Source organism: Tropicibacter naphthalenivorans (assembly GCF_900176475.1).
In the GTDB taxonomy this organism is placed as follows: Bacteria; Pseudomonadota; Alphaproteobacteria; order Rhodobacterales; family Rhodobacteraceae; genus Tropicibacter; species Tropicibacter naphthalenivorans.
In genome coordinates this window covers 197,775-224,382 of record NZ_FWXX01000006.1, presented here as the reverse complement: position 1 = coordinate 224,382, position 26,608 = coordinate 197,775, and the positions used below count along the sequence as shown (strand labels likewise).

At 64.2% G+C, this 26,608-nt stretch carries 21 protein-coding genes, 1 pseudogene and 1 riboswitch; of the genes and pseudogenes, 19 read left to right on the top strand and 3 right to left on the bottom strand.

What is annotated here, in order from left to right; translation table 11 throughout:
* The first annotated feature begins 519 nt into the window (after positions 1-519).
* Positions 520-628, top strand: a riboswitch (guanidine-I (ykkC/yxkD leader).
* Between the two features lie 93 nt (positions 629-721).
* The 9 genes and pseudogenes from B9A11_RS14220 to B9A11_RS14180 all read left to right on the top strand — a co-directional run bounded on the left by B9A11_RS14220 (position 722) and on the right by B9A11_RS14180 (position 8,192).
* Complete coding sequence (locus B9A11_RS14220) at positions 722-1,789, top strand: putative urea ABC transporter substrate-binding protein (protein WP_058248701.1); 1,068 nt, start codon at positions 722-724, stop codon at positions 1,787-1,789.
* Positions 1,790-1,881: 92 nt separating this feature from the next.
* Positions 1,882-2,574 (top strand): ABC transporter permease, encoded by a 693-nt coding sequence (locus B9A11_RS14215; protein WP_268811254.1) that lies wholly within the window; start codon positions 1,882-1,884, stop codon positions 2,572-2,574.
* A gap of 116 nt (positions 2,575-2,690) precedes the next feature.
* A pseudogene (locus B9A11_RS14210) lies at positions 2,691-3,480 on the top strand (ATP-binding cassette domain-containing protein).
* A gap of 95 nt (positions 3,481-3,575) precedes the next feature.
* Positions 3,576-4,853: an agmatinase family protein gene (locus B9A11_RS14205; RefSeq protein WP_058248700.1), complete on the top strand. Its 1,278-nt coding sequence runs from the start codon at positions 3,576-3,578 to the stop codon at positions 4,851-4,853.
* Between the two features lie 87 nt (positions 4,854-4,940).
* Entirely contained in the window at positions 4,941-5,411 is a 471-nt protein-coding gene (locus B9A11_RS14200) for a hypothetical protein (protein ID WP_058248699.1), read from the top strand.
* Complete coding sequence (locus tag B9A11_RS14195) at positions 5,408-5,587, top strand: hypothetical protein (protein ID WP_058248698.1); 180 nt, start codon at positions 5,408-5,410, stop codon at positions 5,585-5,587. The genes B9A11_RS14200 and B9A11_RS14195 overlap by 4 nt, the downstream gene beginning before the upstream one ends.
* Before the next feature lie 263 nt (positions 5,588-5,850).
* A complete protein-coding gene (locus B9A11_RS14190) occupies positions 5,851-6,165 on the top strand; it encodes a hypothetical protein (RefSeq protein ID WP_058248697.1) in 315 nt (104 codons plus the stop codon).
* The gene (locus tag B9A11_RS14185) at positions 6,069-7,115 is read left to right on the top strand and encodes a sensor domain-containing phosphodiesterase (RefSeq protein ID WP_327442510.1); all 1,047 of its coding nucleotides are present in this window, start codon (positions 6,069-6,071) and stop codon (positions 7,113-7,115) included. Before B9A11_RS14190 ends, B9A11_RS14185 begins: the two co-directional genes overlap by 97 nt.
* A gap of 99 nt (positions 7,116-7,214) precedes the next feature.
* Complete coding sequence (locus B9A11_RS14180) at positions 7,215-8,192, top strand: SLAC1 anion channel family protein (protein WP_058248695.1); 978 nt, start codon at positions 7,215-7,217, stop codon at positions 8,190-8,192.
* Positions 8,193-8,196: 4 nt separating this feature from the next.
* On the opposite strand, the gene B9A11_RS14175 is transcribed toward B9A11_RS14180, so the two are convergent.
* Positions 8,197-8,628 (bottom strand): MarR family winged helix-turn-helix transcriptional regulator, encoded by a 432-nt coding sequence (locus B9A11_RS14175; protein ID WP_058248694.1) that lies wholly within the window; start codon positions 8,626-8,628, stop codon positions 8,197-8,199.
* A gap of 178 nt (positions 8,629-8,806) precedes the next feature.
* On the opposite strand from B9A11_RS14175, the gene B9A11_RS14170 reads away from it, so the two are divergent.
* The 5 genes from B9A11_RS14170 to B9A11_RS14150 all read left to right on the top strand — a co-directional run bounded on the left by B9A11_RS14170 (position 8,807) and on the right by B9A11_RS14150 (position 14,961).
* The gene (locus B9A11_RS14170) at positions 8,807-9,991 is read left to right on the top strand and encodes a 3-hydroxybenzoate 6-monooxygenase (RefSeq protein WP_058248693.1); all 1,185 of its coding nucleotides are present in this window, start codon (positions 8,807-8,809) and stop codon (positions 9,989-9,991) included.
* A gap of 79 nt (positions 9,992-10,070) precedes the next feature.
* The gene (locus tag B9A11_RS14165; RefSeq protein ID WP_058248692.1) at positions 10,071-10,766 is read left to right on the top strand and encodes a fumarylacetoacetate hydrolase family protein; all 696 of its coding nucleotides are present in this window, start codon (positions 10,071-10,073) and stop codon (positions 10,764-10,766) included.
* A 71-nt stretch (positions 10,767-10,837) separates the two neighbouring features.
* Positions 10,838-11,911, top strand: coding sequence for a cupin domain-containing protein (locus tag B9A11_RS14160; RefSeq protein ID WP_058248691.1), 1,074 nt, complete (start codon positions 10,838-10,840; stop codon positions 11,909-11,911).
* Positions 11,908-12,459, top strand: a complete 552-nt coding sequence (locus tag B9A11_RS14155) for a maleylpyruvate isomerase N-terminal domain-containing protein (RefSeq protein ID WP_058248690.1) — start codon at positions 11,908-11,910, stop codon at positions 12,457-12,459. Before B9A11_RS14160 ends, B9A11_RS14155 begins: the two co-directional genes overlap by 4 nt.
* A 72-nt stretch (positions 12,460-12,531) precedes the next feature.
* On the top strand, positions 12,532-14,961 hold the full coding sequence (locus B9A11_RS14150; protein ID WP_058248689.1) for a beta-glucosidase: 2,430 nt from the start codon (positions 12,532-12,534) through the stop codon (positions 14,959-14,961).
* 105 nt (positions 14,962-15,066) lie between these two features.
* Here the strand turns inward: B9A11_RS14150 and ilvD are convergent, their stop codons facing one another.
* Positions 15,067-16,914, bottom strand: a complete 1,848-nt coding sequence (ilvD, locus tag B9A11_RS14145) for a dihydroxy-acid dehydratase (protein ID WP_058248688.1) — start codon at positions 16,912-16,914, stop codon at positions 15,067-15,069.
* 100 nt (positions 16,915-17,014) lie between these two features.
* On the opposite strand from ilvD, the gene B9A11_RS14140 reads away from it, so the two are divergent.
* From B9A11_RS14140 to B9A11_RS14130, 3 genes are all read left to right on the top strand, one after another.
* Positions 17,015-17,917, top strand: a complete 903-nt coding sequence (locus B9A11_RS14140) for a LysR family transcriptional regulator (RefSeq protein ID WP_058248687.1) — start codon at positions 17,015-17,017, stop codon at positions 17,915-17,917.
* Positions 17,918-17,986: 69 nt separating this feature from the next.
* On the top strand, positions 17,987-19,210 hold the full coding sequence (locus B9A11_RS14135; protein ID WP_058248686.1) for an exonuclease SbcCD subunit D: 1,224 nt from the start codon (positions 17,987-17,989) through the stop codon (positions 19,208-19,210).
* Between the two features lie 3 nt (positions 19,211-19,213).
* Positions 19,214-22,909 carry an AAA family ATPase gene (locus tag B9A11_RS14130; protein ID WP_058248685.1) on the top strand — a complete coding sequence of 1,232 codons (3,696 nt, stop codon included), beginning with the start codon at positions 19,214-19,216 and terminating at the stop codon, positions 22,907-22,909.
* Positions 22,910-22,972: 63 nt separating this feature from the next.
* Here B9A11_RS14130 and B9A11_RS14125 read toward each other — a convergent pair whose 3' ends face one another.
* Positions 22,973-25,198, bottom strand: a complete 2,226-nt coding sequence (locus tag B9A11_RS14125) for a DEAD/DEAH box helicase (RefSeq protein ID WP_058248684.1) — start codon at positions 25,196-25,198, stop codon at positions 22,973-22,975.
* Positions 25,199-25,548: 350 nt separating this feature from the next.
* On the opposite strand from B9A11_RS14125, the gene B9A11_RS14120 reads away from it, so the two are divergent.
* Together B9A11_RS14120 and B9A11_RS21635 are read left to right on the top strand one after the other, a co-directional pair.
* Positions 25,549-26,208 (top strand): sugar transferase, encoded by a 660-nt coding sequence (locus tag B9A11_RS14120; RefSeq protein ID WP_083499902.1) that lies wholly within the window; start codon positions 25,549-25,551, stop codon positions 26,206-26,208.
* Between the two features lie 197 nt (positions 26,209-26,405).
* A complete protein-coding gene (locus tag B9A11_RS21635) occupies positions 26,406-26,582 on the top strand; it encodes a hypothetical protein (protein ID WP_058248683.1) in 177 nt (58 codons plus the stop codon).
* Positions 26,583-26,608 lie beyond the last annotated feature (26 nt).

Here is a 26,608-nt window from a genome sequence, read left to right as displayed (position 1 = left end):
CCCCTATTATAAATTGGTAATATGTAGAATGCGTGGGACTCCTTGGGCGGATTCTTGGAATTTTTCGGCGCGTCTTGTAAGAAAAGTTTCAGTCCATAAAAACGGCAGTGCTAACGCTATAGGCATTTCATTAACGCTTTGTATCCCCAAACCCTGACTGAAAGCGCCGCGATCCACTGGCCCGTGGCACGGCAGGGCAGGCCGCACCACGCCCCACCCCGCCGGTTCGGAATCGGGGTGTCGCTGCGATCAGGCCGCCTGTGCCGTGTGAAAGGCGCAAGCCCCCCGCAGGCTGCCTCAAACGCGCGCGAAGCCCCGTGATCTACCTGTGACCGAGAGGGGCAGCCATCGCGGCGGCCCACTGTTGACGGGCTGCGCGCCACCGGATCGCGCAAAACCTGCCCAAAAAGAGGGCAAACGCCGGAAAATAGCGCTTAAACATGCTTCAATTTGGCATTTTTGCCGGGCGCCCCCCGCGCTCTGGCTTGTCCGAAACGTGAACGCTGGTGTCGCATGAACGGGCAGGGCGTTTAGGGTTCCACTGTCCCAAGGGGCAGGTTCGGTCCGAGAAATCCACCCGGCGGGCCAAATCCCGTGGGGCACACGGCGGGCCAAAATCCCGGGAGGCATACTGCGCAGGTTCATCCCGCGCCTTGTTCTTGTTCCGCCCGCGGGGAGCGAACCTTTTGCAATGAGCGGGACGCTGAACCGGGGAAATCACATGACCAAGCTCAAGCACCTTGCCACGACCGCCCTTTCGCTGGGGCTTCTTGCCGCGACGCTCTCGCCTGCCGCCGCGCGGGAAAAGACCGACTTCAAGATCGCGTGGTCAATCTATGTGGGCTGGATGCCGTGGGGCTATCTCGAAGACAGCGGCATCATGGACAAATGGGCCGAGAAATACGGCATCGACGTCGAGATCGTGCAGATCAACGATTACGTCGAAAGCATCAACCAATACACCGCGGGCGCGTTCGATGGCGTGTCGGCCACCAACATGGACACCCTGTCGATCCCCTCGGGCAGCGGCGTGGACACCACCGCGCTGATCATCGGGGATTATTCCAACGACAATGACGCGGTGATCGCCAAGGACGGCATGACGCTGGCCGATCTGGCGGGGACCAAGGTCAACCTCGTGGAGCTGTCGGTCTCGCACTACCTGCTGGCGCGGGCGCTGGACAGCGCAGGGCTGGCGGAAAAGGATCTGGACGGGGTGGTGAACACCTCTGACGCCGATATGATCGCCGCCTACGCCACCGACGACGTGAAAACCGTGGTGACGTGGAACCCGCTGGTGTCCGAGATCACGGCCTCCAACCCGGATGCAAGCGTGCTGTTCGACAGCTCGAAAATCCCCGGCGAGATCCTTGATCTGATGGTGGTGAACACCCAAACGCTGGCGGACAACCCCGACTTTGGCAAGGCGCTGGTGGGCGCGTGGTACGAGGTCATGGGCCTGATGGCGGCGGGCGACGAAGCGGTTTTGACCGCCATGGCCGAAGCGTCGGGCACCGATCTGGACGGCTACAAGGCGCAGCTGGCCGCGACCGAGATGTTCTATGATCCGGCCGATGCGGTGGCGCAGGCCTCTTCTGCCGATCTGCCGGGCACCATGACCGAAGTGGCCGAGTTCCTCTTTGACAAGGGCATCCTGGGCGAGGGCGCGCCCTCGGCGGATTTCGTCGGCATCGCCTATCCCGATGGGACGGTGTCGGGGAACGAGGCGAACGTGATGTTCCGCTTTGACGCCACTTACATGCAGATGGCCGCCGACGGCGCGCTCTGAGTGCCGCGCAATGGAGAAGCCGGCGCGCTCTGAGTGCCGCGCAATGCTTACGTGCCCCGGCTGCGGTCGGGGCACCCGATAAAGGCCCCCTCATGCGACTGATCAACCGTATCCCCTCTCGTCCGCTCGCGGTGTTTCTGGCCGCCGTGCCGTTCATCGCGGTGCTGATCGCCTATGCGGTCGGCTCGGACATGCGGCTGGCGGCGAACCCGTCGGACAAGCTGCTGCCCGCGCTGTCCACGATCCAAGAGACCGCCGTGCGCCTGTTCACCCAAGGCGACCGCCGCTCTGGCGAGCTCCTGCTGTGGAAGGATACATGGGCGTCGCTCTCGCGCCTGCTGGGGGGCGTTGGAATTTCGGCGGTGCTGTCCTTGGTCATTGGCATGGTCGTCGGGCTGCTGCCGCTGTTCCGGTCGCTGTTGTCGGGGTTCGTGGCGGTGCTGTCGATGGTACCACCCTTGGCGCTGCTGCCGATCCTGTTCATCGTCTTTGGCCTTGGCGAGACGTCCAAGGTGGTGCTGATCGTGATCGGGATCACCCCCTTTATGACCCGCGATCTGGCGCAGCGGGTGCTGGATATTCCGCATGAACAACTGGTCAAGGCGCAGACCCTTGGGGCGTCGTCCTGGGTCATCGCCGCGCGGGTGGCGCTGCCTCAGGTGCTGCCGCGCCTGATTGCCAATGTGCGCCTGTCGCTGGGCTCTGCCTGGCTGTTCCTGATCGCCGCCGAAGCGGTGGCGGCGGATGTGGGCCTTGGCTATCGCATCTTCCTTGTGCGGCGGTAGCTGGCGATGGATGTGATCCTGACTTACGTCATCTGGATCACCCTGCTGGCCTATGTGCTGGATTGGCTGCTGAAACAGCTGTCGCGCAAGGCGTTTCCGTGGATGGAGGCAGGCTTATGAGTTTCGTACAGGTCCGTGACGTCTGGCAAGCCTACGGCGGGCGATCCATTATCGAACGGGTGAACCTCGACGTCTCTGAGGGCGAGTTCGTCTCTATCGTTGGTGCGTCGGGCTGCGGCAAGTCCACCTTTTTGCGGCTGCTGCTGGCGGATGAGCGCCCGGTGCGCGGGGCGATCACCGTCGATGGCGGGGACGTGGCCGTCGAGCCAGGGCGCGCGCGGCGTGGTCTTTCAACGCTACTCGGTGTTTCCACATCTGACTGTGCGCGAAAATATCGTCGCCGCCGAGGGGTTCAACACCCGCTCTGGCTGGCTGTTCGGCGCGGCCAAGCGCGCGGCCCGCGACCGCGCTGATGCCATGCTGGTGCGCATTGGGTTGAACCACGTGGCCGGGCAATACCCCGCGAGCCTGTCGGGCGGGATGCAACAGCGCCTTGCCATTGGCCAAGCGCTGACCGCGCGCCCGCGGGTGCTGCTGTTGGACGAGCCTTTTGGCGCGCTCGACCCCGGCACGCGGGGGCAGCTGCACGACTTTTTGACCGAACTGCGGGCCGAGACGCAGATGACCGTCTTTATGGTCAGTCACGACCTCGAAGAGGCCTTCAAGCTGGGCGACCGGGTGCTGGTCTTTGATAAGCCGCGCTGGGATCCGCAAGATCCGGGGCTGTATGGCGCCACCGTCACCTATGATTTCGACGCGCGCGACGGCGGGATGCCGCATCAGCATATCCTTGATCGCTATCCGTCGCTTGCGCCCGCATCAGAGCCGGTCCCAGAGCCGGCGTAACAGACACTCACGCGCGCCGCCGGGCCCCGCGCGTGGGACAGCCAAGGCCCGGAACATGACAGCCCCGAAACGGGCTAACCGATTGGGAGACAGAGATGTTTTCTGAGATACTCAAGGCAGAGGCCCGCGCCCGCGACCCGCGCAGCCAGCGTGCCCGCCATGCCACGCGCGAGATGCGCTCCCACCACCCCGACCTGACCAAGCTGGCCGGTTGGAAGGCGATGCGCAAAGAGGCCGAGCTGCCCGAAGGCCGCTGGGCCGAGGAACGCGCCTGGGCCTTGCGCATGGGTCTGACCGGCGCGGACACCATCGAGGACAAGTCGATCCCGACCTTTGCGCGCGGCGAGCTGCCGCATTACGCAGGGATCAATACGTTTCTCAAGGCGCCCTACACCGAGGACGTGCTGGAGGTGGCCAACTACGACGCGACGGTCTTGGGCATCCCCTTTGACGGCGGGACAACCTATCGGCCCGGCACGCGCTTTGGCCCGCAGGGGGTGCGCAAGATCTCGGCGCTGTATACGCCATATAACTACGAGATGGGGGTCGACCTGCGCGAGCAGATGACGCTGTGTGACGCGGGCGACGTGTTCACCATTCCGGCGAATATCGAGAAGAGCTTTGACCAGATTTCGCGCGGGGTGTCTCATGTGTTCTCGTCGGGGTCTTTGCCCATCATGATCGGCGGCGATCACTCGATCGGCTTTCCCTGCGTGCGCGGCATTGCGGAGTGTACGTCGAAGAAGATCGGTATCGCGCATTTTGACCGCCACGCCGACATTCAGGAAAAAGACCTTGATGAGCGGATGCACACGACGCCTTGGTTCCATTCGACCAACCTGCCGAACGTGCCGGCCAAGAACCTTGTGCAGATCGGGATCGGCGGCTGGCAGGTGCCGCGCGAGGCGGTGAAGGTTGCCCGCGAGCGGAATACCAACATCATCACCATGGGCGACATGGAGAAGATGGGGCTAGACAAGACCATCGAGATGGCGCTGGAGATGGCCTGGGACGGGGTCGACATGGTCTATATGTCCTTTGACATCGACTCGATTGATTGCGGGTTTGTCCCGGGTACAGGCTGGCCGGAGCCGGGTGGGTTCCTGCCGCGCGAGGCTTTGGCCTTGGCGTCCGGGGTTGCCGCCGAGGGGATTTGCGGGCTGGAGCTGGTCGAGGTCTCGCCGCCCTATGATACGTCCGACATCACCGCCCTGATGGGCACGCGGGTGATCGTGGATGTGCTGGGGTCCATGGTGGCGCATGGCAAGCTGGGCGCGCACAAGCGGCACATCGACAAGCCGGTGACGCTGCCGCATGGCGAATTCGAGGGCAAGCGTTGGTCGAATCCCGCGCCGCACAAGGTGGGCGAATGATTGGGCCGTGGCAGAGGGGCGCTGCCCCTCGGGCTTGCGCCCTCACCCCGGGATATTTGGAAAGAGAAGAAACAGGGGGAATGATGGATGCCGCATGATCGTCATCACCATCATGGACATGATCACGGTCATGACCATGGGCACGCGCATCACCCGCATGACCACAATCACCCGCATGACGCGGATCATTTGCACAGCCATATGCACCACCACGACGATGCGGCGGATTTGCAGGTGCTCGCGGCGCAATTCATCGACGGTTTTGTGCAGGCCAAGGACAAGACGTTCTATCTGAAGCTGGCGGGGGTGCCGTTCGAGCGGCCCGGCAAGGGCGGGGCGAAGGCGCTCAAGCTGGTGGATGTGGAGTTGACGACGGATTGGCAGGTGGGGACGGCCTCGCCGTCTTTTGGCTCTCGAGAGCTGAGTTACCTGCCGTTTCCCGGTGAGATGGTGCGAGAGCGCACCAATATGAGCCTAGTTTACGTATCCATGGACGAGAAGGCGAGCTTGGATTTGCGCGACTTTTTGGCCCAGAAAAAGAGAGTGATTGACCAATGAAATATCTGACTTTTGTGTCCGCAGTGTTGGCGGCAAGCCCAGGTCTGGCGCATCCCGCGCAGGAACTGCATGTGCAAGAGGGCGCGCCTGGTGCCCTGTCCATCGGCGCGGCCGTTATCGGGCTGGCTTTGTTCGTGGGATGGGCGCTGTCCCGGCGTGGGCAGGCGGGCGTCTGAAGGTGATCGGATTGGGGTAGGGGTTTCGCGCCTCTGCCCCTTTTTGACCTGCGCCGGCGGGCGATCCTGTCTCAGGGCGGCAGCCACAGACGGGCCGCCGTAAGAGAGATTTGACAGGCGCAAGGAGCATCGCTGGGCGCGCACTTGTCGCCAAAGATCAGGCGTCCACGCCCTGCGAGTCCATTTGGTGGTCTTGACGGAGCTTTGTTCTGGATGCCGGCTTGGGGGGAAGTTACCTGTATAAATCAGCCAAAAAGTAGAACGTGGCAAAGACCCGCGTCTCGACCGGAAGGGGGTTTTTTATACTCTCGCCAAGTTTCGGCGAACTGCTTGCCACCGACATCGCCAGCCATCCGGAAAATCTGCGTTGGAAAAAGCAAAAGGTGCTGTCCGCCTTGCGTGACCTCTTTGGGATGGACGTCGCCTTCATCTCGCGGTTCACGGCCACCGAACGGATTTTCGACGAAATTCTCATTGGCGCGTGCTCCCCCACACTTTCGCTGCGCCGCGGAGATGGCTCTTTGCTGGGCGCAGCTATTGCGACCGGATTGCGCAAGGGGCGGCGCCGACCCTTATGACAGACGCACGGACCGAGCCGTCTGTCGCGGATAACCCCGAAACGCTGGACCTGCCCATCGGTGCCCATGTCAGTTTTCCGATCATCCTGTCGACTGGTGTCACCTGGGGGATGCTCTGCGCTTTTAGCCGTCAGCCGCGCCAGGATCTGACAGACCGCGATGTCGCGATGTTCGGCATTTACGCCGACATGCTCTCGCGCGACATCGAGGTGCAGGTCATCGAAGGCGGGTCCGCAGAGGAACTAGAGTTACGCATCGACAAGCTCATTCGGACAGATTTGGACATTCACCTTCAGCCCATCTTGTCGTTGCCCGGTGCCATCCCCCAAGGCTATGAGGCGCTGACACGGTTTCCGGCCGAATTGGGGAGCGTCGAGACGATCTTTCGCCGGGCGAAATACGATGACCGGATCGTAACGCTCGAAGAAGCGGTCGCGCGAAAGACAGCCGCCATCCCCATGCAGATGGGCGACGGCTTTTTCGTGTCAGTCAATGCTTCGGTCACCTCGATTGAAACCCTCGACTTCGAGAGCATCTTTCCGCCGCACGTGCGCCACCGCATTGTGCTGGAAATCACAGAGCATGAGCGCGTGCCGGATTATGCGGCATTTCTGTCTGTCCTGACGCGTCTGCGGGCACAGGGGTTTCGCATCGCGATCGACGATGTCGGCGCGGGGTATTCCAGTCTGCGGCACGTCATTCAGTTGAAGCCCGATTTTCTCAAGCTTGACCGCTCGCTTGTGATTGGATTGCTGGCGAGCCGAGAGCAGCGCGGCCTCGTCAAGGCGCTGGCCGAGATGGTGCAGTCTCATGGCGGGGTTGTCATTGCGGAAGGCGTTGAAAATCCGAAAAAGGTTGTGATGCTTGAGAGACTGGGCGTCACCATGGCGCAGGGCTATCTTTTCGCGCGGCCCATGCCGGCGGCCAAGGTGCTTGCCGCGGACGGCTGACGCGCGCGCATTGCGCTTTTTCCCGCGCTCTTGATCTGGGTCAACGCGAGGGCGCAGTTTGCATTCCAAAAGCGTGATGTGAACACCAAAGGACGCGCCATGACTGATATGCCTCACGCGCCGGACCACAGCCGGTTGGCCCATTTTCCCGTGACCTTCTTTGCCACCGTGATGGGCCTTGCGGGGCTGACACTGGCGCTGCATCTGGCGGAAACGCGCTTTGGCTGGGGGCATCTGGCCAGCCAGATCGCGCTGATGGTGGCCATTGCCGATTTTGCCGCCATCGCAGTTTTGTTTGTTCTCAAAGGCTTGCGCCACCCCGGCGCCATTCAGGCCGAGTGGGCGCATCCGGTCAAGCTGGCCTTCTTTCCGGCGATTTCCATTTCCTTGCTGCTGATCGCGACGGCTTTGCGCGCCGAAGCGCCGGGGGCGGCGGGCGTCGTGTGGTCCGTGGGGGCGGCGGCGCAGGGGGTGCTGACGCTGGCGGTCATCTCGGGGTGGATCGGGCGCAGGCCGTTTCAGCCGATGCACATTTCGCCTGCGTGGTTCATCCCGGCGGTGGGCAACGTGATTGTGCCTGTCGCGGGGGTGCCTTTGGGCTTTGTCGAAGTGTCGTGGCTGTTCTTTTCCGTCGGCCTGATGTTCTGGGTCGTGCTGCTGACGCTGGTGATGAACCGCTTGATTTTCCACGATCCTTTGCCGGGGCGCTTGCTGCCGACCTTGGTGATCCTGATCGCGCCGCCCGCCGTCGCGTTCCTGGGCTGGTTGCAGCTGAACGGCGGGGTTTTGGACGCCTTCGCGCGGGTGCTGTACTATGCGGCGATCGGCTTTGCGGCGATTGTGGCGATCCAGGCGCAGGGGTTCGCCAAGCTGCCGTTCGCGCTGTCATGGTGGGCGCTGAGCTTTCCGGTGGCGGCGCTGACCATCGCGACCTTGCGCTTTGGCGAATTGGCCGGGTCGGGGGCACATGACCTGCTGGGCGGGGCGTTTCTGGCGCTGCTGGGGATGATCGTCGCGGGGCTGATCTGGCGAACTTTGAAGGCCGCTGCGAAAGGCGAGATTTGCCAGCCGGAATAGGGGCTTAACCCGCCTCGAAGGCGTCAGAGACCTTTTGGGCGAGGGCGCAGAATTGCGCCCTTTCCGCGTCGGACAGACCCGTCAGCACGTCGTCCTGCAAGGCGGCGACCAGCGGCAGAACTTCGGCAAAGACCTGCGCGCCTTTGTCGGTCAGGAACACCTCGCGCGCCCGCCGGTCGCGTTTCGAGACATTGCGCGCCACCCACCCCTTGGAGATCAGCCGGTCGATCACTCCGCCAATGGTCGCGCGGTCATAGGCGATGGCGGCGGCGATGCTGGCTTGGTCGATGCCGGGGGTGTCCTTGACTGCGCCCATGGCGGCAAATTGCACCGGCGTGAGGTCGAGACCAGCAGCCTTCATCCGTTGTTGAAACACTTGGGTCGAGTGTTGGTGGAGGCGGCGAATCAAGTGTCCGGGCATGGTGTTCAGGGTCATCTTGCGCCTCCTTTCTGGCTGAGACTACGCATTTTCAGTATCTTACAGGGGTTAATTTGTACACTCATCTTTTTCGTTGACCAAAGCTGCATCCCCCGCCTACTAATATGCACACATACAATTTCTGCGGGGGAGGCTCAGCCGGGACGGCTGCGGGCCGCATGAAGAGGAGCAACGGATGTCTGATCTTCCTATCATCATTGCCGGGGGCGGTATCGGCGGTCTGGCGGCGGCTTGCGGCCTTGCGCGCAAGGGGCAGCGGTCCATCGTGGTGGAACAAGCGCCGCAACTGGGCGAGATCGGCGCAGGCATCCAGATCGGGCCGAACGCGTTCCATTGCTTTGACTATCTGGGGGTCGGGGACGAGGCGCGCGCGGTCGCCGTCTATATCGATGCTCTGCGCCTGATGGATGCGCAAACCGCTGAAGATATTACGCATATTCCGCTGGATGAGCCGTTCCGCAAGTTCTACGGCAACCCCTATGCGGTGGTGCACCGGGCGGATCTGCACGGGGTTTTGCTGAAATATTGCGAGGCGAGCCCCTTGGTCGATATTCGCACCAGCCACGTGGTGACGGGTTACGAACAGGACGAAAGCAGCGCGACGCTGTTGGTGCAGGACCGCGACCCGATCAAGGGCAAGTTCCTGATCGGCGCCGAAGGTCTGCGTTCGCCCATTCGTGCGCAGCTGGTGGGCGACGGCGAGCCGCGGATTTCCGGGCACACGACCTATCGCAGCGTCATTCCGACCGAGCAAATGCCCGAGGATCTGCGCTGGAACGCGGCGACGCTCTGGGCCGGGCCGAAGTGTCATATCGTGCATTACCCCCTCAAGGGGGGCAAGGTGTACAACCTTGTTGTGACCTACCACCGCGATGTTCAGGAGGCGATCGCGGGGCGCCCTGTGTCAAAGGAGGAAGTGGCACAGGGCTTTGAACATATCCACCCCAAGGCGCGGCAGATCATCGAGCACGGCGACAACTGGAAGCTGTGGGTGCTGTGTGACCGCGAGCCGATCTCGAACTGGGTGGACGGGCGTGTGGCGCTGCTTGGGGACAGTGCGCATCCGATGCTGCAATACTTTGCGCAGGGCGCGTGTATGGCGATGGAGGACGCGGTGGCGCTGTCGCATTGCGTTGAGAACTTTGGCGAAAATGTCGAAGACATGTTGCAGCGCTATCAGGATATGCGGCGGGTACGCACGGCGCGGGTGCAGATGAATTCGCGGCTGATTGGTGAATACATCTATCACCCCGATGACGCCAAGGCGGCGGTGCGCAACCATGTGATGAAGGGCATGTCGCCGGACGATTGGTACAACCAGCTGAACTGGCTCTATGGTTCGAATGGACTCGAGGGCTGAGAGCTCTCGGATTTTGGATATTTGTAAAGAGAAGAAGACCGCAGGTTTTCGTGCCTGCTTGACCGGAAGGAAGACTTGGATGGCTTTGGCTTTTGACGCGGCTCCGACGCCGACGGTGGCGATTGTGGACAGCGACGATCGCATTCCCGTGCGGCGGATTTTCTGCATTGGGCGCAATTATGCGGCGCACGCGCGGGAGATGGGCAAGGACCCGGATCGTGATCCGCCGTTCTTTTTCCTCAAGCCTGCGGATGCGGTTGTCGAGGACGGGGCGACGATTCCGTACCCGCCGCAGACCGAGAATTTTCACTATGAGGCCGAGCTGGTTGCGGTGATCGGCACGGGCGGGGTGAATATTCCCGAAGAGCGCGCGCTGGATCATGTGTGGGGTTATGCGGTGGGCAACGACCTGACGCGCCGCGATTTGCAGTTGAAGGCGCGGGAGCAGGGGCGGCCCTGGGATTTGGGCAAGGGCTTTGACCGTTCGGCCCCGGTGGCGGCGGTGCATCCGGTGTCGAAGGTGGGGCATCCGTCCAAGGGGTCGATCAAGCTGACGGTGAATGGTGAGGTCAAGCAGGATGCCGATCTGTCCGAGCTGATCTGGTCGATCCCCGAGATCATCTCGATCCTGTCGCAGTCGATGGAGCTGCGCCCGGGCGATCTGATCATGACGGGTACGCCGGCGGGGGTTGGTCCGCTGGTCGAGGGGGACGTTTGCGTGGTGGAGGTTGAGGGTCTGGGGACCTGCACCACCACGATCGGGCCGCGCGCCTGACAAAGCTTGCCCCGTGCGTTTAGGCGCGCGCGGGGCGTTTGAGAGCGCAAGTCGCAGGGAAGGAGAGACCGATGGACAACGCCATGCAACCCGAGGACACGCCGGAACTGCGCGCGCTGTATAAAGGGTTCGAGGACAGCCACCTGAACCCGCTGTGGACGCAGACCGGCGATCTGATGCCGGTGCATCCCAAGTCCAGGGCCGTGCCGCATGTGTGGAAATGGTCGGACCTGTTGCCCTTGGCCGAGCGGTCTGGCGATCTGGTTCCCGTGGGGCGCGGCGGGGAGCGGCGGGCGATAGGTCTGGCAAACCCGGGGCTGGGGGGAAAGGCTTATGTCTCGCCCACGCTGTGGTGCGCGATCCAGTATCTGTGCCCCGGTGAGAACGCGCCCGAGCATCGCCATTCGCAGAACGCGTTCCGCTTTGTGGTCGAGGGCGAGGGCGTCTGGACCGTGGTGAACGGCGATCCGGTGCGCATGTCGCGGGGCGATTTGCTGCTGACGCCGGGGTGGAACTTTCACGGGCATCACAATGTGGCGACAGAGCCGATGGCGTGGATTGATGGCCTTGATATTCCGTTCAGCCAGCAGATGGACGTTGGATTCTTTGAATTCGGGGCCGAGCGGGTGACCGACAATGCCACGCCGAATTACAGCCAAGGCGAGCGGCTGTGGTGCCATCCGGGGCTGCGGCCGTTGTCGCAGTTGCAGGATACGGTGTCGTCGCCCATAGGCGCATACCGTTGGGAACACACGGATAATGCGCTGACTCAGCAGCTGTTGCTGGAGGATGAGGGAAACCCGGCGACGGTGGCTTTGGGCCATGCGGCGATCCGCTATACCAACCCGACGACCGGCGGCGACGTGATGCCGACGATCCGCTGCGAGTTCCACCGCCTGCGCGCAGGGACCGAGACGGCGGCGCGGCAAGAGGTCGGCTCGAGCGTGTTCCAGGTGTTCGAAGGCAGCGGTTCGGTGGTGCTGAACGGCGAAGTCAAAAAGCTGGAGAAGGGCGATTTGTTTGTCGTGCCGTCTTGGGTGTCTTGGTCTTTGCAGGCGGAGACGCAGTTCGATCTGTTCCGCTTTTCCGACGCGCCGATCATGGAGCGGTTGCACTTTATGCGCACGCAGGTCGCGGGGGCATGAGCACCGACGACGCTGCCGCGCGCGAAGCATTGCGGGCGCGGCAGGGGGCGGGGGCGCGCTATGATGCGGACGCCGCCCCACATGACGACCTGCTTTTGGCGCGGCGCGGGACGGCCTATTTTGCGCGCAAGCTGAATGAACTCAGCGATGCCGAGCTGTGGGGCGATAGTCTACGCCCCGGCCAGACGCGCCGCCATGTGATCGCCGAGGTCAGCTATCAGGCGCGCGAGATTGCGATTGCGCTCAGTGCGTTGAACGGCCCTTTGGCTGCCGAAGAGGCCGAGTGGCGGCCCGATGTGGCGCTTGCGACGACGCTGCCCGCCCGCGCGCTGCGGCATCTGTTCGAACATTCGGCCAAGCATCTGGACGTGGAATGGCGCGATCTGCCGGGGGCGAAATGGGACGCGGCGGTCACCTTGCTGGATGGCACGCAGCCCATGGCCCGTGCAACGCCCCGCCAGCGCGCGGCAGCGATCTGGCAGGCGGCGGTCGATCTGGGCAACGGCGCGCGCGCCTCGGATATCCCTGTCATCCTACGCCAGCCCTAGGCGCATTTGCCGTTTGTCATACGCTAACAGGCGGGCTACCACTTTGGACATAGCCAAAGGGAGAGTGGCGCCATGACGACCCAAGACATTGAGACACTGGTGGATGAGCTGACGCTGGAAGAGCAGGTGAGCCTGCTGTCGGGGAGTGGCTTTTGGTCGTTGCCCGGTGTGGAGCGGCTGAACATCGGTAAGCTGCGCGTCACGGACGGGCCGAATGGCGCGCGCGGCGGTGGCTCGTTGGTGGGGGGGGTCACGGCGGCGTGCTTTCCGGCGGGAATCGGGATCGGCGCGACATGGGACCCGGACTTGGCGCGCGAGATCGGCGGCGCGCTGGCCGATGAGGTCAAGTCAAAGAACGCCCATGTGAGCCTTGCGCCGACGGTGAACATCCACCGCAGCGTCACCAATGGGCGCAATTTCGAGTGTTACTCGGAGGACCCTGAATTGGCGGCGGCGCTGGCCGTTGGGTATATCCAAGGGCTTCAGGCCAAGGGCGTATCCGCCACGATCAAACATTTCGCGGGCAATGAATCTGAGATTGAGCGCACCACGATCAGCTCGGAAATTGACGAGCGGTCCTTGCGAGAGGTTTACCTGCGCCCCTTTGAGGATGCGGTGAAAAAGGCGGGCACTTGGGGGGTGATGTCGTCTTATAACAAGCTCAATGGCACTTATGCCGCTGAGAATGCTTGGCTTTTGACGAAGGTGCTGCGCGAGGACTGGGGCTATGACGGGATTGTCATGTCCGATTGGTTCGGCTCTCGGACCTGCGCGCCGACGGTGAACGCGGGGCTGGATCTGGAGATGCCGGGGCCGACGCGCGACCGCGGTCAGCAGCTGATCGACGCGGTCGAGGCGGGCGAGGTCAGCCGCGAAACCGTGCGCGAGCGCGCGCTGAACATGCTGCGATTGATGCAGCGGGTGGGCTCGCTGGACGATCACCGCGCTTTCGAGGAGCGGGCTGAGGACCGACCCGAGCACCGCGCGCTGATCCGGCGGGCCGGGGCCGAGGGGGCGGTTTTGATGAAAAACGAGGGCGTCCTGCCGCTGGATGCGCCGCAAAAGATCGCCGTCATCGGCCCGAACGCCAAGGTTGCGCAGATCATGGGCGGCGGCTCGGCGCAGCTGAATCCGCATTACCGCGTCTCGCCCTGGGAGGGGCTGGTGGCCCGCGTTGGCGAAGATCGCCTGACCTACGCGCAGGGCTGCACCAACCACCGTTGGGAACCGGTCATGGACAAGGTCACGGCGGCGTTTTTCGACAACGAGACGCTGGACGGCGCCCCGGTGCACGTGGAGGAGATGGACAGTTCCGTCGCCTTCTGGATCGAAGGTGTGGGCGGCGGCAAGGTTGATCCGCTGCACTTCTCGGCGCGGGTGACGGGGCAGTACACGCCTGAACAGAGCGGGCCGCACAGCTTTGGTCTGCACGCGGCGGGGCTGGCGCGGCTGTTTGTGGACGGGCAGTTGGTGGTCGATGTGTGGGACGGCTGGACCAAGGGGCGCACCTTTTTCGAGGAAGGCTGCGACGAGGTCACGGGGCTGGCTGATCTGACAGCGGGCAGGCCGGTGGAGGTGGTGATGGACTTCCGCACCAAGCCCACCGACAATCTGCAATTCAGCGCTTTCCGGTTTGGCGTATCGCGGCCTTTGGGGGAGGCGGAGATCGCCGAGGCGGCGCGCGTGGCGAGCGAAGCGGACGTCGCGTTGGTCTTCGTTGGACGGTCGGGCGAGTGGGATACCGAAGGGTCGGACCTGCAAGACATCGCCTTGCCCGGCGCGCAGGACGCGCTGGTCTCGGCGGTGCTGGCGGCGAACCCCAACACGGTGGTGGTCTTGCAGACCGGCGGGCCCGTAGAGATGCCCTGGATCGCGGACGCGCCCGCCGTGTTGCAGGCGTGGTATCCGGGCCAAGAGTGCGGCAACGCCATTGGTGATGTGCTGTTCGGCGAGGTTGAGCCGGGCGGGCGCTTGCCCCAGACCTTTCCGGTGCGGTGGGCGGACAACCCGACGCGCTCGCAGGATCCGGAGGTTTATCCGGGCCTCGATGGCCGCGTGCGCTATGAGGAAGGCGTGTTCATCGGCTATCGCCATTACGACCGGCAGGGGACGCTGCCCTTGTTCCCGTTTGGCCATGGTTTGGGATATACGACGTTTGAAATCAGCAACTTGCGGGTCATGGGTGAGGAGGTAACGGTCACTGTGACCAACACCGGCGCGCGCGCGGGGGCGAGCGTGGTGCAGGTCTACGTCGGCGATTTGGAGGCCAGCGTGGCGCGGCCCACGCGCGAGCTGAAGGCGTTCCGCAAGGTCCGGCTGGAGGCGGGTGAGAGCGCCGATGTGACCCTGACGCTGAGCGCGCGGGATTTTGCGTTTTATGACGTGGAGGCCGGGGGTTGGCGCGTCGAGGCCGGGGCGTTTTCCGTGGAAGTCGGGTTCTCGGCTGCGGATTTGCCGCTGCGCTGTGAGGTCGTGCGCGAGGCCGAGAGTTTGGCTGTGTGAGGAAAGGGCGAGGGGCTCGCCCCTCGCGCTCCCCAGGATATTTTTAAAGAGAAGAAGATGGGAAGGCCACCGCAGTGGATTTGCGGTGGCCTTTGGTTTTGTAGGTTACTTTTTGAGTTGGGTGACGTCGCGGACCGCGCCTTTTGCCGCCGAGGTGGTCAGGGCGGCGTAGGCTTGCAGTGCGGTGGAGACTTGGCGTTTGCGCTGCTCCTCGGGCTGCCAGCCTTTTTCGTCGCGGGCGGCGCGGCGGGCGGCGAGCACGGCATCGTCCACGGCGAGGTGGATTTTGCGGTTGGGGATGTCGATTTCGATCTTGTCGCCTTTTTCCACCAAACCAATGGTGCCGCCTTCGGCCGCCTCAGGGGAGACGTGGCCGATGGACAGGCCCGAGGTGCCGCCCGAGAAACGCCCGTCGGTGAGCAGCGCGCAGGCTTTGCCCAGACCTTTGGATTTGAGATACGAGGTCGGGTAGAGCATTTCCTGCATGCCGGGGCCGCCCTTGGGGCCTTCGTAGCGGATGACCACCACGTCGCCTTCCTTGACTTTGCCGGTGAGGATGTCGCTGACCGCGGCGTCCTGGCTTTCGCAAACATGCGCCGTGCCGGTGAACTTGAGGATCGAGGCATCGACGCCCGCGGTTTTCACGATGCAGCCTTCCTCGGCGATGTTGCCGAAGAGCACGGCGAGGCCGCCGTCCTGGCTGAAAGCGTGGTCCTTGGAGCGGATGACGCCGCCTGCGCGGTCGGTGTCGAGGTCTTTATAGCGGTTCTCGGTCGAGAAGGCCTGCGTGGTGCGCACGCCGCCGGGGGCCGCTTTGAACAGCTGTTCCGCCTCGGGGTTGTTGGCGACCTTGATGTCCCATTTGCCGATCGCCTCGGCCATGGTGCTGGAGTGGACCGTGGCGCAGTCGTTGTGCAAGAGGCCCGCGCGGCTGAGTTCGCCCAGGATCGAGAAGATGCCGCCGGCGCGGTGCACGTCCTCCATGTGGACGTTTTCGATGTTCGGCGCGACCTTGCACAGGCAGGGCACCTTGCGCGAGAGGCGGTCGATGTCATCCATGGTGAAGTTCACCTCGCCCTCGCGGGCGATGGCCAGCAGGTGCAGCACGGTGTTGGTGGACCCGCCCATGGCGATGTCGAGCGACATGGCGTTTTCGAACGCTTCAAAGGTGGCGATTTCGCGCGGCAGAAGGCCCGCTTCTTCGTCGTTGTAGTGACGCTTGGTGATCTCGACGATCTTGCGGCCCGCTTCGAGGAACAGGTTTTTGCGGTCGGCGTGGGTTGCCAGCGTCGAGCCGTTGCCGGGCAGGGCGAGGCCAAGCGCTTCGGCCAAGCAGTTCATCGAGTTGGCGGTGAACATCCCCGAGCACGACCCGCAGGTCGGGCAGGCGTTTTCCTCGATGTGCTGGACCTGCTCGTCGGTGTAGGTTTCCGAGGCGGCGGCGACCATGGCGTCGACGAGGTCGACCTTTTTCACGTCAAGATCGGCGAGGTCGATCTTGCCTGCTTCCATCGGCCCACCCGAGACGAAAATCACCGGGATATTCAGGCGCATGGCGGCCATCAGCATCCCCGGCGTGATCTTGTCACAGTTGGAAATGCAGACCATGGCGTCGGCGCAATGGGCGTTGACCATGTATTCGACGCTGTCGGCGATGATCTCACGCGAGGGCAGCGAGTAGAGCATCCCGTCGTGGCCCATGGCGATGCCGTCATCCACGGCGATGGTGTTGAATTCCTTGGCCACACCGCCTGCGGCCTCAACCTCGCGGGCGACCATCTGGCCGAGATCCTTGAGGTGGACGTGACCGGGCACGAATTGGGTGAAAGAGTTGACGATGGCGATGATCGGCTTGCCAAAGTCTTCGTCGGTCATGCCGGTGGCGCGCCACAGGCCGCGTGCGCCTGCCATGTTGCGGCCATGGGTGCTGGTTCTGGAACGATAACGAGGCATGGATGCCCTCCCGGAGTGAAATTTGGCGCACCTTATAGCGGTGGTTTGCCAGAGTGAAATATATTATTCTGGGCGGATTGATAGCCTGAGGGACTAAGTGATGGACCTGCGCCCGCTGCGGCATTTCCTTGCCTTGGCCGAGAGTTTGCACTTTGGCCGCGCCGCCGAGCAGTTGGGGATGACCCAGCCGCCGCTGTCGCAGTCGATCAAGGCGCTCGAGGCGCAGCTGGGTGCGCCCTTGTTCGACCGGACGCGGCGCAGCGTGGCCCTGACGGCCTTTGGCGCGCAGTGGTTGCCGCATGTGGCGCAGGCGGTGGCGGCGGTGGATGCCCTGCCCGAGACGGCGGACAGCATCCGCCAAGGGCGCGCCGGGCGGCTGGAGCTGTCCTTTGTCAGCACCGCCGATTACAGCATTTTGCCGACGCTGGTGGCGCGCTTTCGCCAGCTTTACCCGCAGGTTGAGCTGTCCTTGACCGAGGCGACCAGCGACCGGCAGATCGCCGCAATGGTAGAGGGGCGCGGGCAGGTGGGGATCATCATCCCGCCGCAAGAGGCGAGCCTGCCGGAGCGGTTTGCCTATCGCTGTCTGGCGTCTGAACCCTTGGTCGCCGCCGTACCGGAAAGCTGGCTGGCCGAGGGGCGTTTGACCCCGGTGGCGGGGCAGGTGACAGCGGCGCAGGTGGTGGCTTCGCCGCTCATTGTCTTTCCGCGACACGTCGCGCCGCTGTTTTATGATTTGGTGACAGGCTATTACGCGGCCCATGGCGGGGCGGCGCAGATCGTGCAAAACGCCATCCAGATGCAGACGATCATCTCTCTGGTGTCCGCCGGGATGGGCATTGCCCTGGTGCCTGCGTCCTTGCGCAACCTCGCGCGGGCCGGGGTGTGTTACCTGACGCTGGCGGGGGACGCGCCGCAGCTGGAGACGGGCGTCGTGTGGCGGCGACAGGATGACACGCCGACCTTGCGCAACTTTCTGGCGATGCTGGACGACATCACCTGACACATCCGGGGCGTGCATCCCGGCGCGCGGCGCGCTATCACATGCCAGAACACTGGAACGGTTTTCTTGATGACGTTACGCGTTTTGCACACCGCCGATTGGCACATCGGCCAGACCCTCAACGGGTGGAGCCGCGAGGCCGAGCATCGCGCTTGGCTAAAGGCTTTGGAAGACGTTCTAGAGGCGCATCAGATCGACGTTTTGCTGATTGCGGGGGATGTGTTTGACGGGATAAACCCGTCGGGGGTCTCGCAAAAGCTGCTGTATCAGGCCTTGCGCGGGTTCAAGACCCGGCGGCCCGGTCTGGTGACGGTGATAACAGCGGGCAACCATGACCCCGCAGCGCGGCTCGAGGCGCCCGCCGCCATTCTTGACAGCCTCGATGTGCATGTGGTGGCGACGGTGCGGCGGTCCGAGGGCGCTTTGGACGTGGCGCGCCACATGGTCCCGCTGCCCGATGCCAGCGGCGCGGTGCGCGCCTATGCCTGCGCGATCCCGTTTTTGCGCGCTGCTGACCTGCCGGGGCTGAGCTTTGCCGAAAACGGCGCGGGCTCGCCCATCGTTGAGGCCGCGCGCCGGTTCCACGCCGAAATGGCCAAAGGCGCTTTGGCGCTGGCGGATGGCCTGCCGATCCTCGCCATGGGGCACCTGCATTGCCACGGCGCGACCGAGAGCGACGGGGCCGAGCGGCGCATCCTGATCGGCGGCGAACACGCGGTCCCCGAGGATATTTTCCCGCAGGCCTTTGACTACGTAGCGCTTGGGCATTTGCACCGTCCGCAAAATCTGGCCGGCGGGCGCATCCGCTACTCCGGCTCGTGTTTTCCGCTGTCCGCCACCGAGGCGGGCTATGAGCATGGCGTGACGCTGATCGAGGTCGGGGACGAGATCACCAAGACCCATCTGCCCATGCCCCGCCCCGCGCCGATGTTGCGCCTGCCAGAGCGTGGCACGATGGAGGTGTCCGATCTGGGCGCGGCCCTGCAAGCCCTTGATTTGCCTGATGTTCCCGCCGATCTGCGCCCCTTCGTCTACGTGGAGCTGACCGCGACCGGCTCTGCCGCCGTGCTGATGACCGAGGCCGAACGGCTGCTGTCAGACGCCCCCGTCCGCCCCGCGGGCATCCGCGTGCACCGCCCCGCGACCGAGGTAACGCAGACCCCTGCGCCGGTGTCGCTGGCCGAAACCACGCCCGAAGACCTTTTCCGCACGGCTTTCGAGGCCGCCAACGGCCTTGCACCCGAACCCGCGCATATCGCCGCCTTCCGCGATGCCTTGGCAGAGGAGGGCTAAGCCATGCAAATCCTTCAGATCAAGGGCGAAAACCTCGCCAGCCTGTCGGACGCCTTTGTCCTCGACCTGACGGCGGAACCGCTGCATTCCGCGGGCCTCTTCGCCATTACAGGCGAGACGGGGGCGGGCAAATCGACGATCCTCGACGCCATGTGCCTTGCGCTTTATGGCAACTGCCCGCGGCTTTCGAGCGCGGGGGTCAACGACGACGTGCCCGACGCCAGCGGCGAGACGATCAAATCGTCTGACGCGCGGGCGATCCTGCGGCGGGGGGCGGCGCAGGGCTGGGCCGAGGTCACATTCGTCGCCCCGGACGCAGAGACCTACTGCGCGACATGGGCGGCGCGGAGGGCGCGCGGCAAGGCGGACGGGCGGCTGCAAAGCATCGACCGCAGTCTGACCCGCGTGGCCGACGGCACGGTCTTGGAAAGCCAGATCAAGGCGGTGAACGACCGGGTGACCGCGCTGACCGGCCTGACCTATGACGAGTTTCGCCGCACGGTCTTGCTCGCGCAGGGGGACTTTGACGCCTTCCTCCGGGCGGGCACAACCGAGCGCGCGGCGCTGCTGGAAAAGGTCACCGGCACCGAGGTCTATCGCCTGATTTCCCGCCGCGTTTATGCCCTGCACCAAAAGGCACTGGCGGCGGTCACCACGCTAGAGGCGCAATGTGGCACGGTTCCGATTTTGACCGATGAGGCCCGCGAGACTTTGGTGCAGGACGCGGCAGCCTTGGCACCTCAGATCGCGCAGTCTAGGGCGCAACGCGCTGAAAGTGCGGCGAAATTGCAGTCGCATGTGGATCTGGAAAACGCGCGCACCGCCTTGGCCCAAGCGTCCGAGGCCGCACAGCACGCGGCAGAGGCATTGGAACAGGCCGCGCCAGAGCGCGCGCAATTGGCCCAGCTGGAAACGGCCCTGTCGCTGCGGTCCGAGTTTGATCGCTTTGCCGCGACGCAGCGCACGCTGAAAGAGGCGACAGAGGCCGAAACACAGGCCCAGGCCGATCACTTGCGCCTGTCCGCAGAGGTCGAAACCGCCCAGACCCGTGCTTCGGACGCGGTCGCGGCGTGGGAGGAAACGGAACGCGTGTTCAAGGCCTTTGGGCCGATCTGGACGCAAGCGACCCAGCTTGACCAAGCCATCCTGACCGCCCAGCAAGAGGTTCAGGATGCACGCGCGGCCCAGCTTGAGGCAGAGGAGGCCGCCGCGCAGGTGCAACAATCCGTCTCTGACCTGAACGGGCAAAAGGAAACCGCCGAAACCGCCCTTGCGGCGGCGGGGGCGGCCTTGGCGCGCGTGCCGGACGCCGCGCGTTGGGTGGATCGCTGGCCCGACGTGCAGCGGCAGCTGGCCTCTTGCGCGGACCTTGCCTTGGCCGAGCAGACCGCCGTGGGGCAGGCGGCGGAGGCGCGTCATCAAATCACGCAGGCACAGACAGCCCTTGCGCAACTGGACGCGCAAACGCCGCAGGACCGGGCCAAGCTGAGCGGGCTAGAGCAGGCGATCACCGACGCTCAGGCCGCGTTGAACACCGACCGTAGCCCGCAGACGCGGCTGGAGGCCGTGCTCGCCAAGCTTAGCGCCGTCCAAGAAATGCGCCGCGCGGCGCGGGATTATGACAGCGCCAAGGCCCAACATGCAAAGGCCGCAGGGCGTTTGGCGGCACAAACCGAGGCAGAGGCCAACGCTGACGCCGAAGCGCGCGCTCATCAGGCGGCCGCCGATGCCGCAGCGCAGCGGGTTGCGGCTCTCGAAGCGCCAGCACAGCGCGCCGAGGCCGCCGTGTCGGAGCTGGCCCAGCAGTTGCGCGCGCACCTTGAACCCGATTGTCCTTGTCCGGTGTGCGGCGCGACAGAGCACCCCAGTCTGGCGGATGATGCCTTGGCGGCGTTCGCGCAGGACATGCGCACAGCGTTGGACACTGCCCGTACAGAACGGGACACCGCGCTGCGGGCGCAGGACACCGCCGCGCGGGCAGGCGATGCGGCGCGCTTGGCGATGACGCAGGCGCAGGAAACCTGCGCCACTGCGCAAGCCGCGATGCAGGCAGCGACCGACAGCTACACGCAGGCGCGGGGCGCAGAGGCGAGCTTGCCCGCTGCGCCGGACTGGGCAATTTTGCCGCTGACACAGGCTGCTGAAACGCTGGAGGCAGAGCGCTTGCAACTCGCCGATCAGCTGGCTCAGCGCGAGGCGCAGCGCAGCCAATTGGACCGCAATCAGACCGCCGCCCAAGCGATCCGACAGCGGTTGGAGCAGCGCCGCGCGGCCCGTGAAGCGCAGGCCGAGGCGCTGGCCGAGTTGCGCACCACGCTTGGTGTGGCCGAGCAGTCCGCCCGCCATGCGGCCCAGCAACGCGCGGCCGCCGAGACCGATCTGACGCCGATCTTTGCGGCGATGCAACTCCAGCCGGACGGGTTCGGCACCGAGGCGCAGGCGCGGTTATCTGACCGGATTGAGCAGGTCAGCGCGCGCCTCAAGGCGCAGCAAGAGGCTGAAATCGCTCTGAAAAATCTCGCCCCACAGCTGAGCGCCGCGCAGGCGCAGGCGCGCTCTGCCGCCGAAAATGCCACGCGTCTTGGCCAGGTCGCCGACACTCGCGCCGCCAAGTTGGCGCAGCAACAAACAGAGCGTGCCGCTCTGTTGGACGGCGAGCCCACCGACACCCACCGAACGCGCCACAACACCGCACGCACGCAGGCGCAAACCGCCAAGGACAGCAGCGCCGATGCCTTGGCGCAGGCCCGCAGTGCGCTGAGCGCCGCCAAGGCCCATCTGACCGCTTGTCAGCGTGCCGCCACGCAGGCGAGCAAAGACCGACAAGCCGCGCAGGCCGATCTGACCACCAAGGCCACCGCCGCCGATTTGTCGCTTGATACCCTGGCGCAATTGATCGCAGACAGCGGGCAGTTGGACGCGCTTCGGGCCAAGCTCAAGGCGCTTGAAGATGCGCATTTGCGCGCAGTCTCGAGCCATGAGGCCCGGCAAAAGGATGTGGCCGCGCTAGAGGCAAAGGGCTTGCCCGAAGAGGATGCCGCAACCCTCAAGTCGCAGCTCGAGCAGGCCGATGCGCAGCTCAGCGATCTTGACGCACAGCGCGGCGCCTTGCAGGAACGGCTGACGCAGGACGATGCCTTGCGCGCGCAACTGCGCGGGATCGAGGCGCAGATCAAAGAGGCCCGCGCCCACGAACAGGTCTGGGCGGCGGTCAACGACGCCATCGGCTCTCGTCAGGGTGACAAATTCGCGCGCGTCGCCCAAAGCGTGACGCTGGCCATGCTGGTCGAGCGCGCCAACCTGCATCTCGAAAGCCTGAAACCGCGCTATCGGTTGGCGCAGGGCGGGGCGGATCTGTCCTTGCACATCGTCGACCGCGACATGGGGGACGAGCAGCGCTCGACCCGCTCGCTGTCGGGCGGCGAGCGGTTCCTTGTGTCGCTGTCGCTGGCTTTGGCGCTGTCGCAGATGGGCAGCCGGGGCGGTTTGGCCGATACGCTGTTCATCGACGAAGGCTTTGGCGCGCTGGATGCCGAGAGCCTTGATGTGGCGATGGACGCGCTGGAGGCGCTTCAGGCGCAGGGGCGCACCATCGGCGTAATCAGCCACGTCGAAGCGATGAAGGATCGCATCCCGGTGCAGGTCCGCGTGACCCAGCGCGGGGCAGGGGCCAGCAACGTGTCCGTGGCGGTGCTATAGGCGCAACAAAAAGGCGCGCCGGGTGGGGCGCGCCTGAGTGAATTATCGTTGCCTTTGTTACGGTTACGGCTTGCGCCGGGGGGCGTCCATGCCACCGGGGCGCGGTTTCCCTTTGGGGCCGGGCTTGCCCGGTTTGCCGGGGGCGGTAAAGCGCTTGGAGGTGTCCGCCGCCTTGTTGAACTTGGGCTTGGGCTTGGGTTTCTCACCCGGTTTGCCCTTGCCAAAAGGTTTGTCGCCAGAGGGTTTGCCTTTGCCGAACGGCTTGTCACCTGATGGTTTACCCTTGAACGGTTTATCCCCCGAGGGCTTGCCCTTGTAGGGTTTGTCGCCGCGCGGGGCGTCGGATTTGCCCTTGTAAGCAGGCTTGTCGCCCTTGGGCTTATAGGGGCGGTCGTCCGAGCGGTCCTTGTTAAAGGGCTTGTCGCCGCGGGGTTTATCGCCCCAAGGCTTGCCACCACCGGGCTTGTCCCCACGCGGTTTATCGCTGCGGGGCTTGTCCCCCCACGCCTTTTCACCGCGCGGCTTGTCCGAACCGCCAAGCGAGCGCTGCGCCTCGCCATCGGGGCGGGGTTTGCGCGGCTTGTCTTTCCAATCGGGCTTGCCGTCGCGCTGCGGACGGTCGCCGCGCGGCTTATCGCCCCAAGATTTCTCGCCACGGGGCTTGTCAAAGCGCTTGTTGCCCTGCGTGGCGCCCTTGGCAGGGCCGCGCGGCAGGTCGGGCGCGGCGTCCAGAACGCGCATCATCACGCCGTCTTCCAGCTCGCCGCCATCGGGGACGCGGGCCAGAACCTCGGGCATCTTCTCTTCAAGCAGCTCAACAAAAGTCTCGCTGTTCTGCACGCGGATCGCGCCCAGAGCGTCCTTGGAAATGCCGGTCGCGCGCAAGATCAGCGGCAGCAGCCAGCGCGGCTCTGCCTTGTCGTCGCGGCCTACGGACAATGCGACCCACTTGGACGGGCCAAAGGGCTTGCGTTCCGCCCGAGGGGTGCGCGCATCGGGGTCGCTCAGCTCTTCGGGCGCGGACTGCCCGGCGCGGAACAGCCGCAGGCAGGCCGCCGCGATTTCCTCGGGCGAGCGGGTTTCCAGCAGGCGCGCGGCAAAGGCGCGCTGGTCGTCGGTCATCTCCTGCGACCAAAGCTCGTCGTTCAACAGGCGCTCTTCGTCCTGACGCAGGATCTCATCGGCGGTGGGGGGCGTGATCCACTCGGCGGTGATCTTGGAGAATTTCAGCAGACGGTCGGCCTTGGACGCCAGTTTCGGGGTCACGATCAGGGCGGAAATGCCCTTGCGCCCGGCGCGGCCGGTGCGGCCAGAGCGGTGAAGCAGCGCCTCCTGGTTCTTGGGCAAATCGGCGTGGATCACGAGGTTGAGGTTCGGCAGGTCGATGCCGCGCGCAGCCACATCGGTGGCCACGCAGACCCGCGCCCGCCCGTCGCGCATGGCTTGCAGCGCATGGGTGCGTTCGGTCTGGGACAGCTCACCGGACAGGCAGACCACGCGGAAACCCCGGTTGGACAGACGCGCCGTCAGGTGGTTCACCGCCGCGCGGGTGTTGGCGAAGACGATGGCGTTTTCCGCCTCGTGATAGCGCAGCAGGTTGATGACGGCGTTTTCGCTGTCATGAAAGGCCACCTTGACCGCGTGGTATTCAATGTCTGCGTGCTGGGTCTTGCCCGAGAGGGTGGTGACGCGCTCGGCGTCCTTTTGGTACTGCTGCGCCAGCTTGGCGATCATCGGCGGCACGGTGGCCGAGAACAGCAGGGTGCGGCGCTCTTCGGGGGCCTCATCGAGCATAAACTCAAGGTCTTCGCGAAAGCCGAGGTCCAGCATCTCGTCCGCTTCGTCCAGCACGATGGCGCGGATGCTGCTGAGGTCCAGCGTGCCGCGCTGGATGTGGTCGCGCAGACGGCCCGGCGTGCCGACAACGATATGCGCGCCGCGTTCCAGCGCCCGGCGTTCATCGCGCGCGTCCATCCCGCCGATGCAGGATGCCATGCGCGCGCCCGCCTTGGCATAAAGCCAGCCCAGCTCGCGCATCACCTGAAAGGCCAGCTCGCGCGTCGGCGCCACGACCAGCGCCAGAGGCGCTGCGGCAAAGCCCAGTTTCTCTTCGTCGCCCAGCAGCGTCTTGGCGATCGCAAGGCCAAAGCCCACGGTCTTGCCCGATCCGGTCTGCGCCGACACCAGCAGATCCTTGCCGTCTAGCTCGGGGTTGGACACGGCCTGTTGGACGTCTGTGAGAGTGTCATAGCCGCGCTCGGCCAGCGCGTCGGCGATCGTTTGAATCATGAATGGGGTCCGTTCGGGGCAGGCGCACATGCTGCGCGGCAGAAAAAAGGGGGCGCAGGGCGCGCCAAGCTGCCTTCCTAGCACCCGCGCACGCCTTTGTACATGGGGTTTTATGGCCAATCCGTCGCAACGGCCCGAGTCGCGACCCAGCCCTTTCCTCTGCCATAGGTTTGGCGGAACACAATCATCCCGGGAAACCGGGCCTTGCTCCATAAAAAAAGTGGCAAAAATGTGCCCAAATTTGCTGGGTTTCGCAGTTGCAGCATTTCCACGCCTTGACTTGCAGGGGGCTTTGGCGGCATCTCGGTTTTACATTAATCAATTCTTAAGCGTTGAAGGTAACGTCACAAATGGTTAACACAACCTCGTTCGACACCACCGATCACAGCACCCCTATTTTTGACACAGCGCCGCGCGGAGGATCTTTTGGATTTCGCGTCGCAAAAAGAACTTTTGACATCGTTGTCGGTCTCGCTCTTTTACCGCTGGTTCTACTGTTTGGGATCGCGCTGCTGATCGTTAACCCGTTTGCAAATAAGGGAAAACTCTTTTTTGTTCAGCCTCGGATGGGGCGAGATACAAAAGCCTTCAACGCGATCAAGTTCCGCTCGATGCGCGCGGTGGAAAAGGTTCAGCGCTCGGCGGATTGCCCGCTGGAGGTCGACCGCATCACCCCGCTGGGCGGCTTTTTGCGGAAAAGCCGCATCGATGAGCTGCCGCAGGTTCTTAACGTTCTCAAGGGCGACATGAGCCTGATCGGCCCGCGCCCCGACTACTATGATCACGCGCTGCATTACATCGAAGAGATTCCCGGCTACCGCGAACGCCACGATGTCCGTCCCGGCATCAGCGGCTATGCGCAGACCGAACTGGGCTACATCGAAGGCGTCGAGGCCACCCGTCGCAAGGTCGCCGCAGACCTGCACTACATCGAGAACGCCAGCTTTGCACTGGAAGCGTGGATTTTCTGGCGCACGCTGGTCGTGGTGTTCAAACGCGCAGGCAGCTAAGCCGACCTGCATAAAACGACGGAAAGGCGCCCATTTTTGCGGCGCCTTTTTTGTTTTCTGGGGGATTTGCCCAGGAAACAGGCGCGCATGACGGGGCGGCGCGCGGTCGGGAAAGCTTTGTTTAGGATTTGCGCGTAGGGTTAAGGGCACCATTCTGCGCATAGGGGGGACGCAGCGAACCTGAAAAGGAGCACGCCATGTGCCTGTCCGTCGAAGCCTTTGCCCTGTTCTTGAACCTGCTGCCCATCGACCTTGTGGACGCCGCGCCCGATCGGGTGGTGATTGCCGCCACCTCTGGGGATGTGCACTGGGTCGCCGTCGAAGAGCGCTGGTGCACCATGGCTCCACAACTGGACCACATCACCGAAAGCTAAAAGGCCAACCCCGAGGGGCTGGCCTT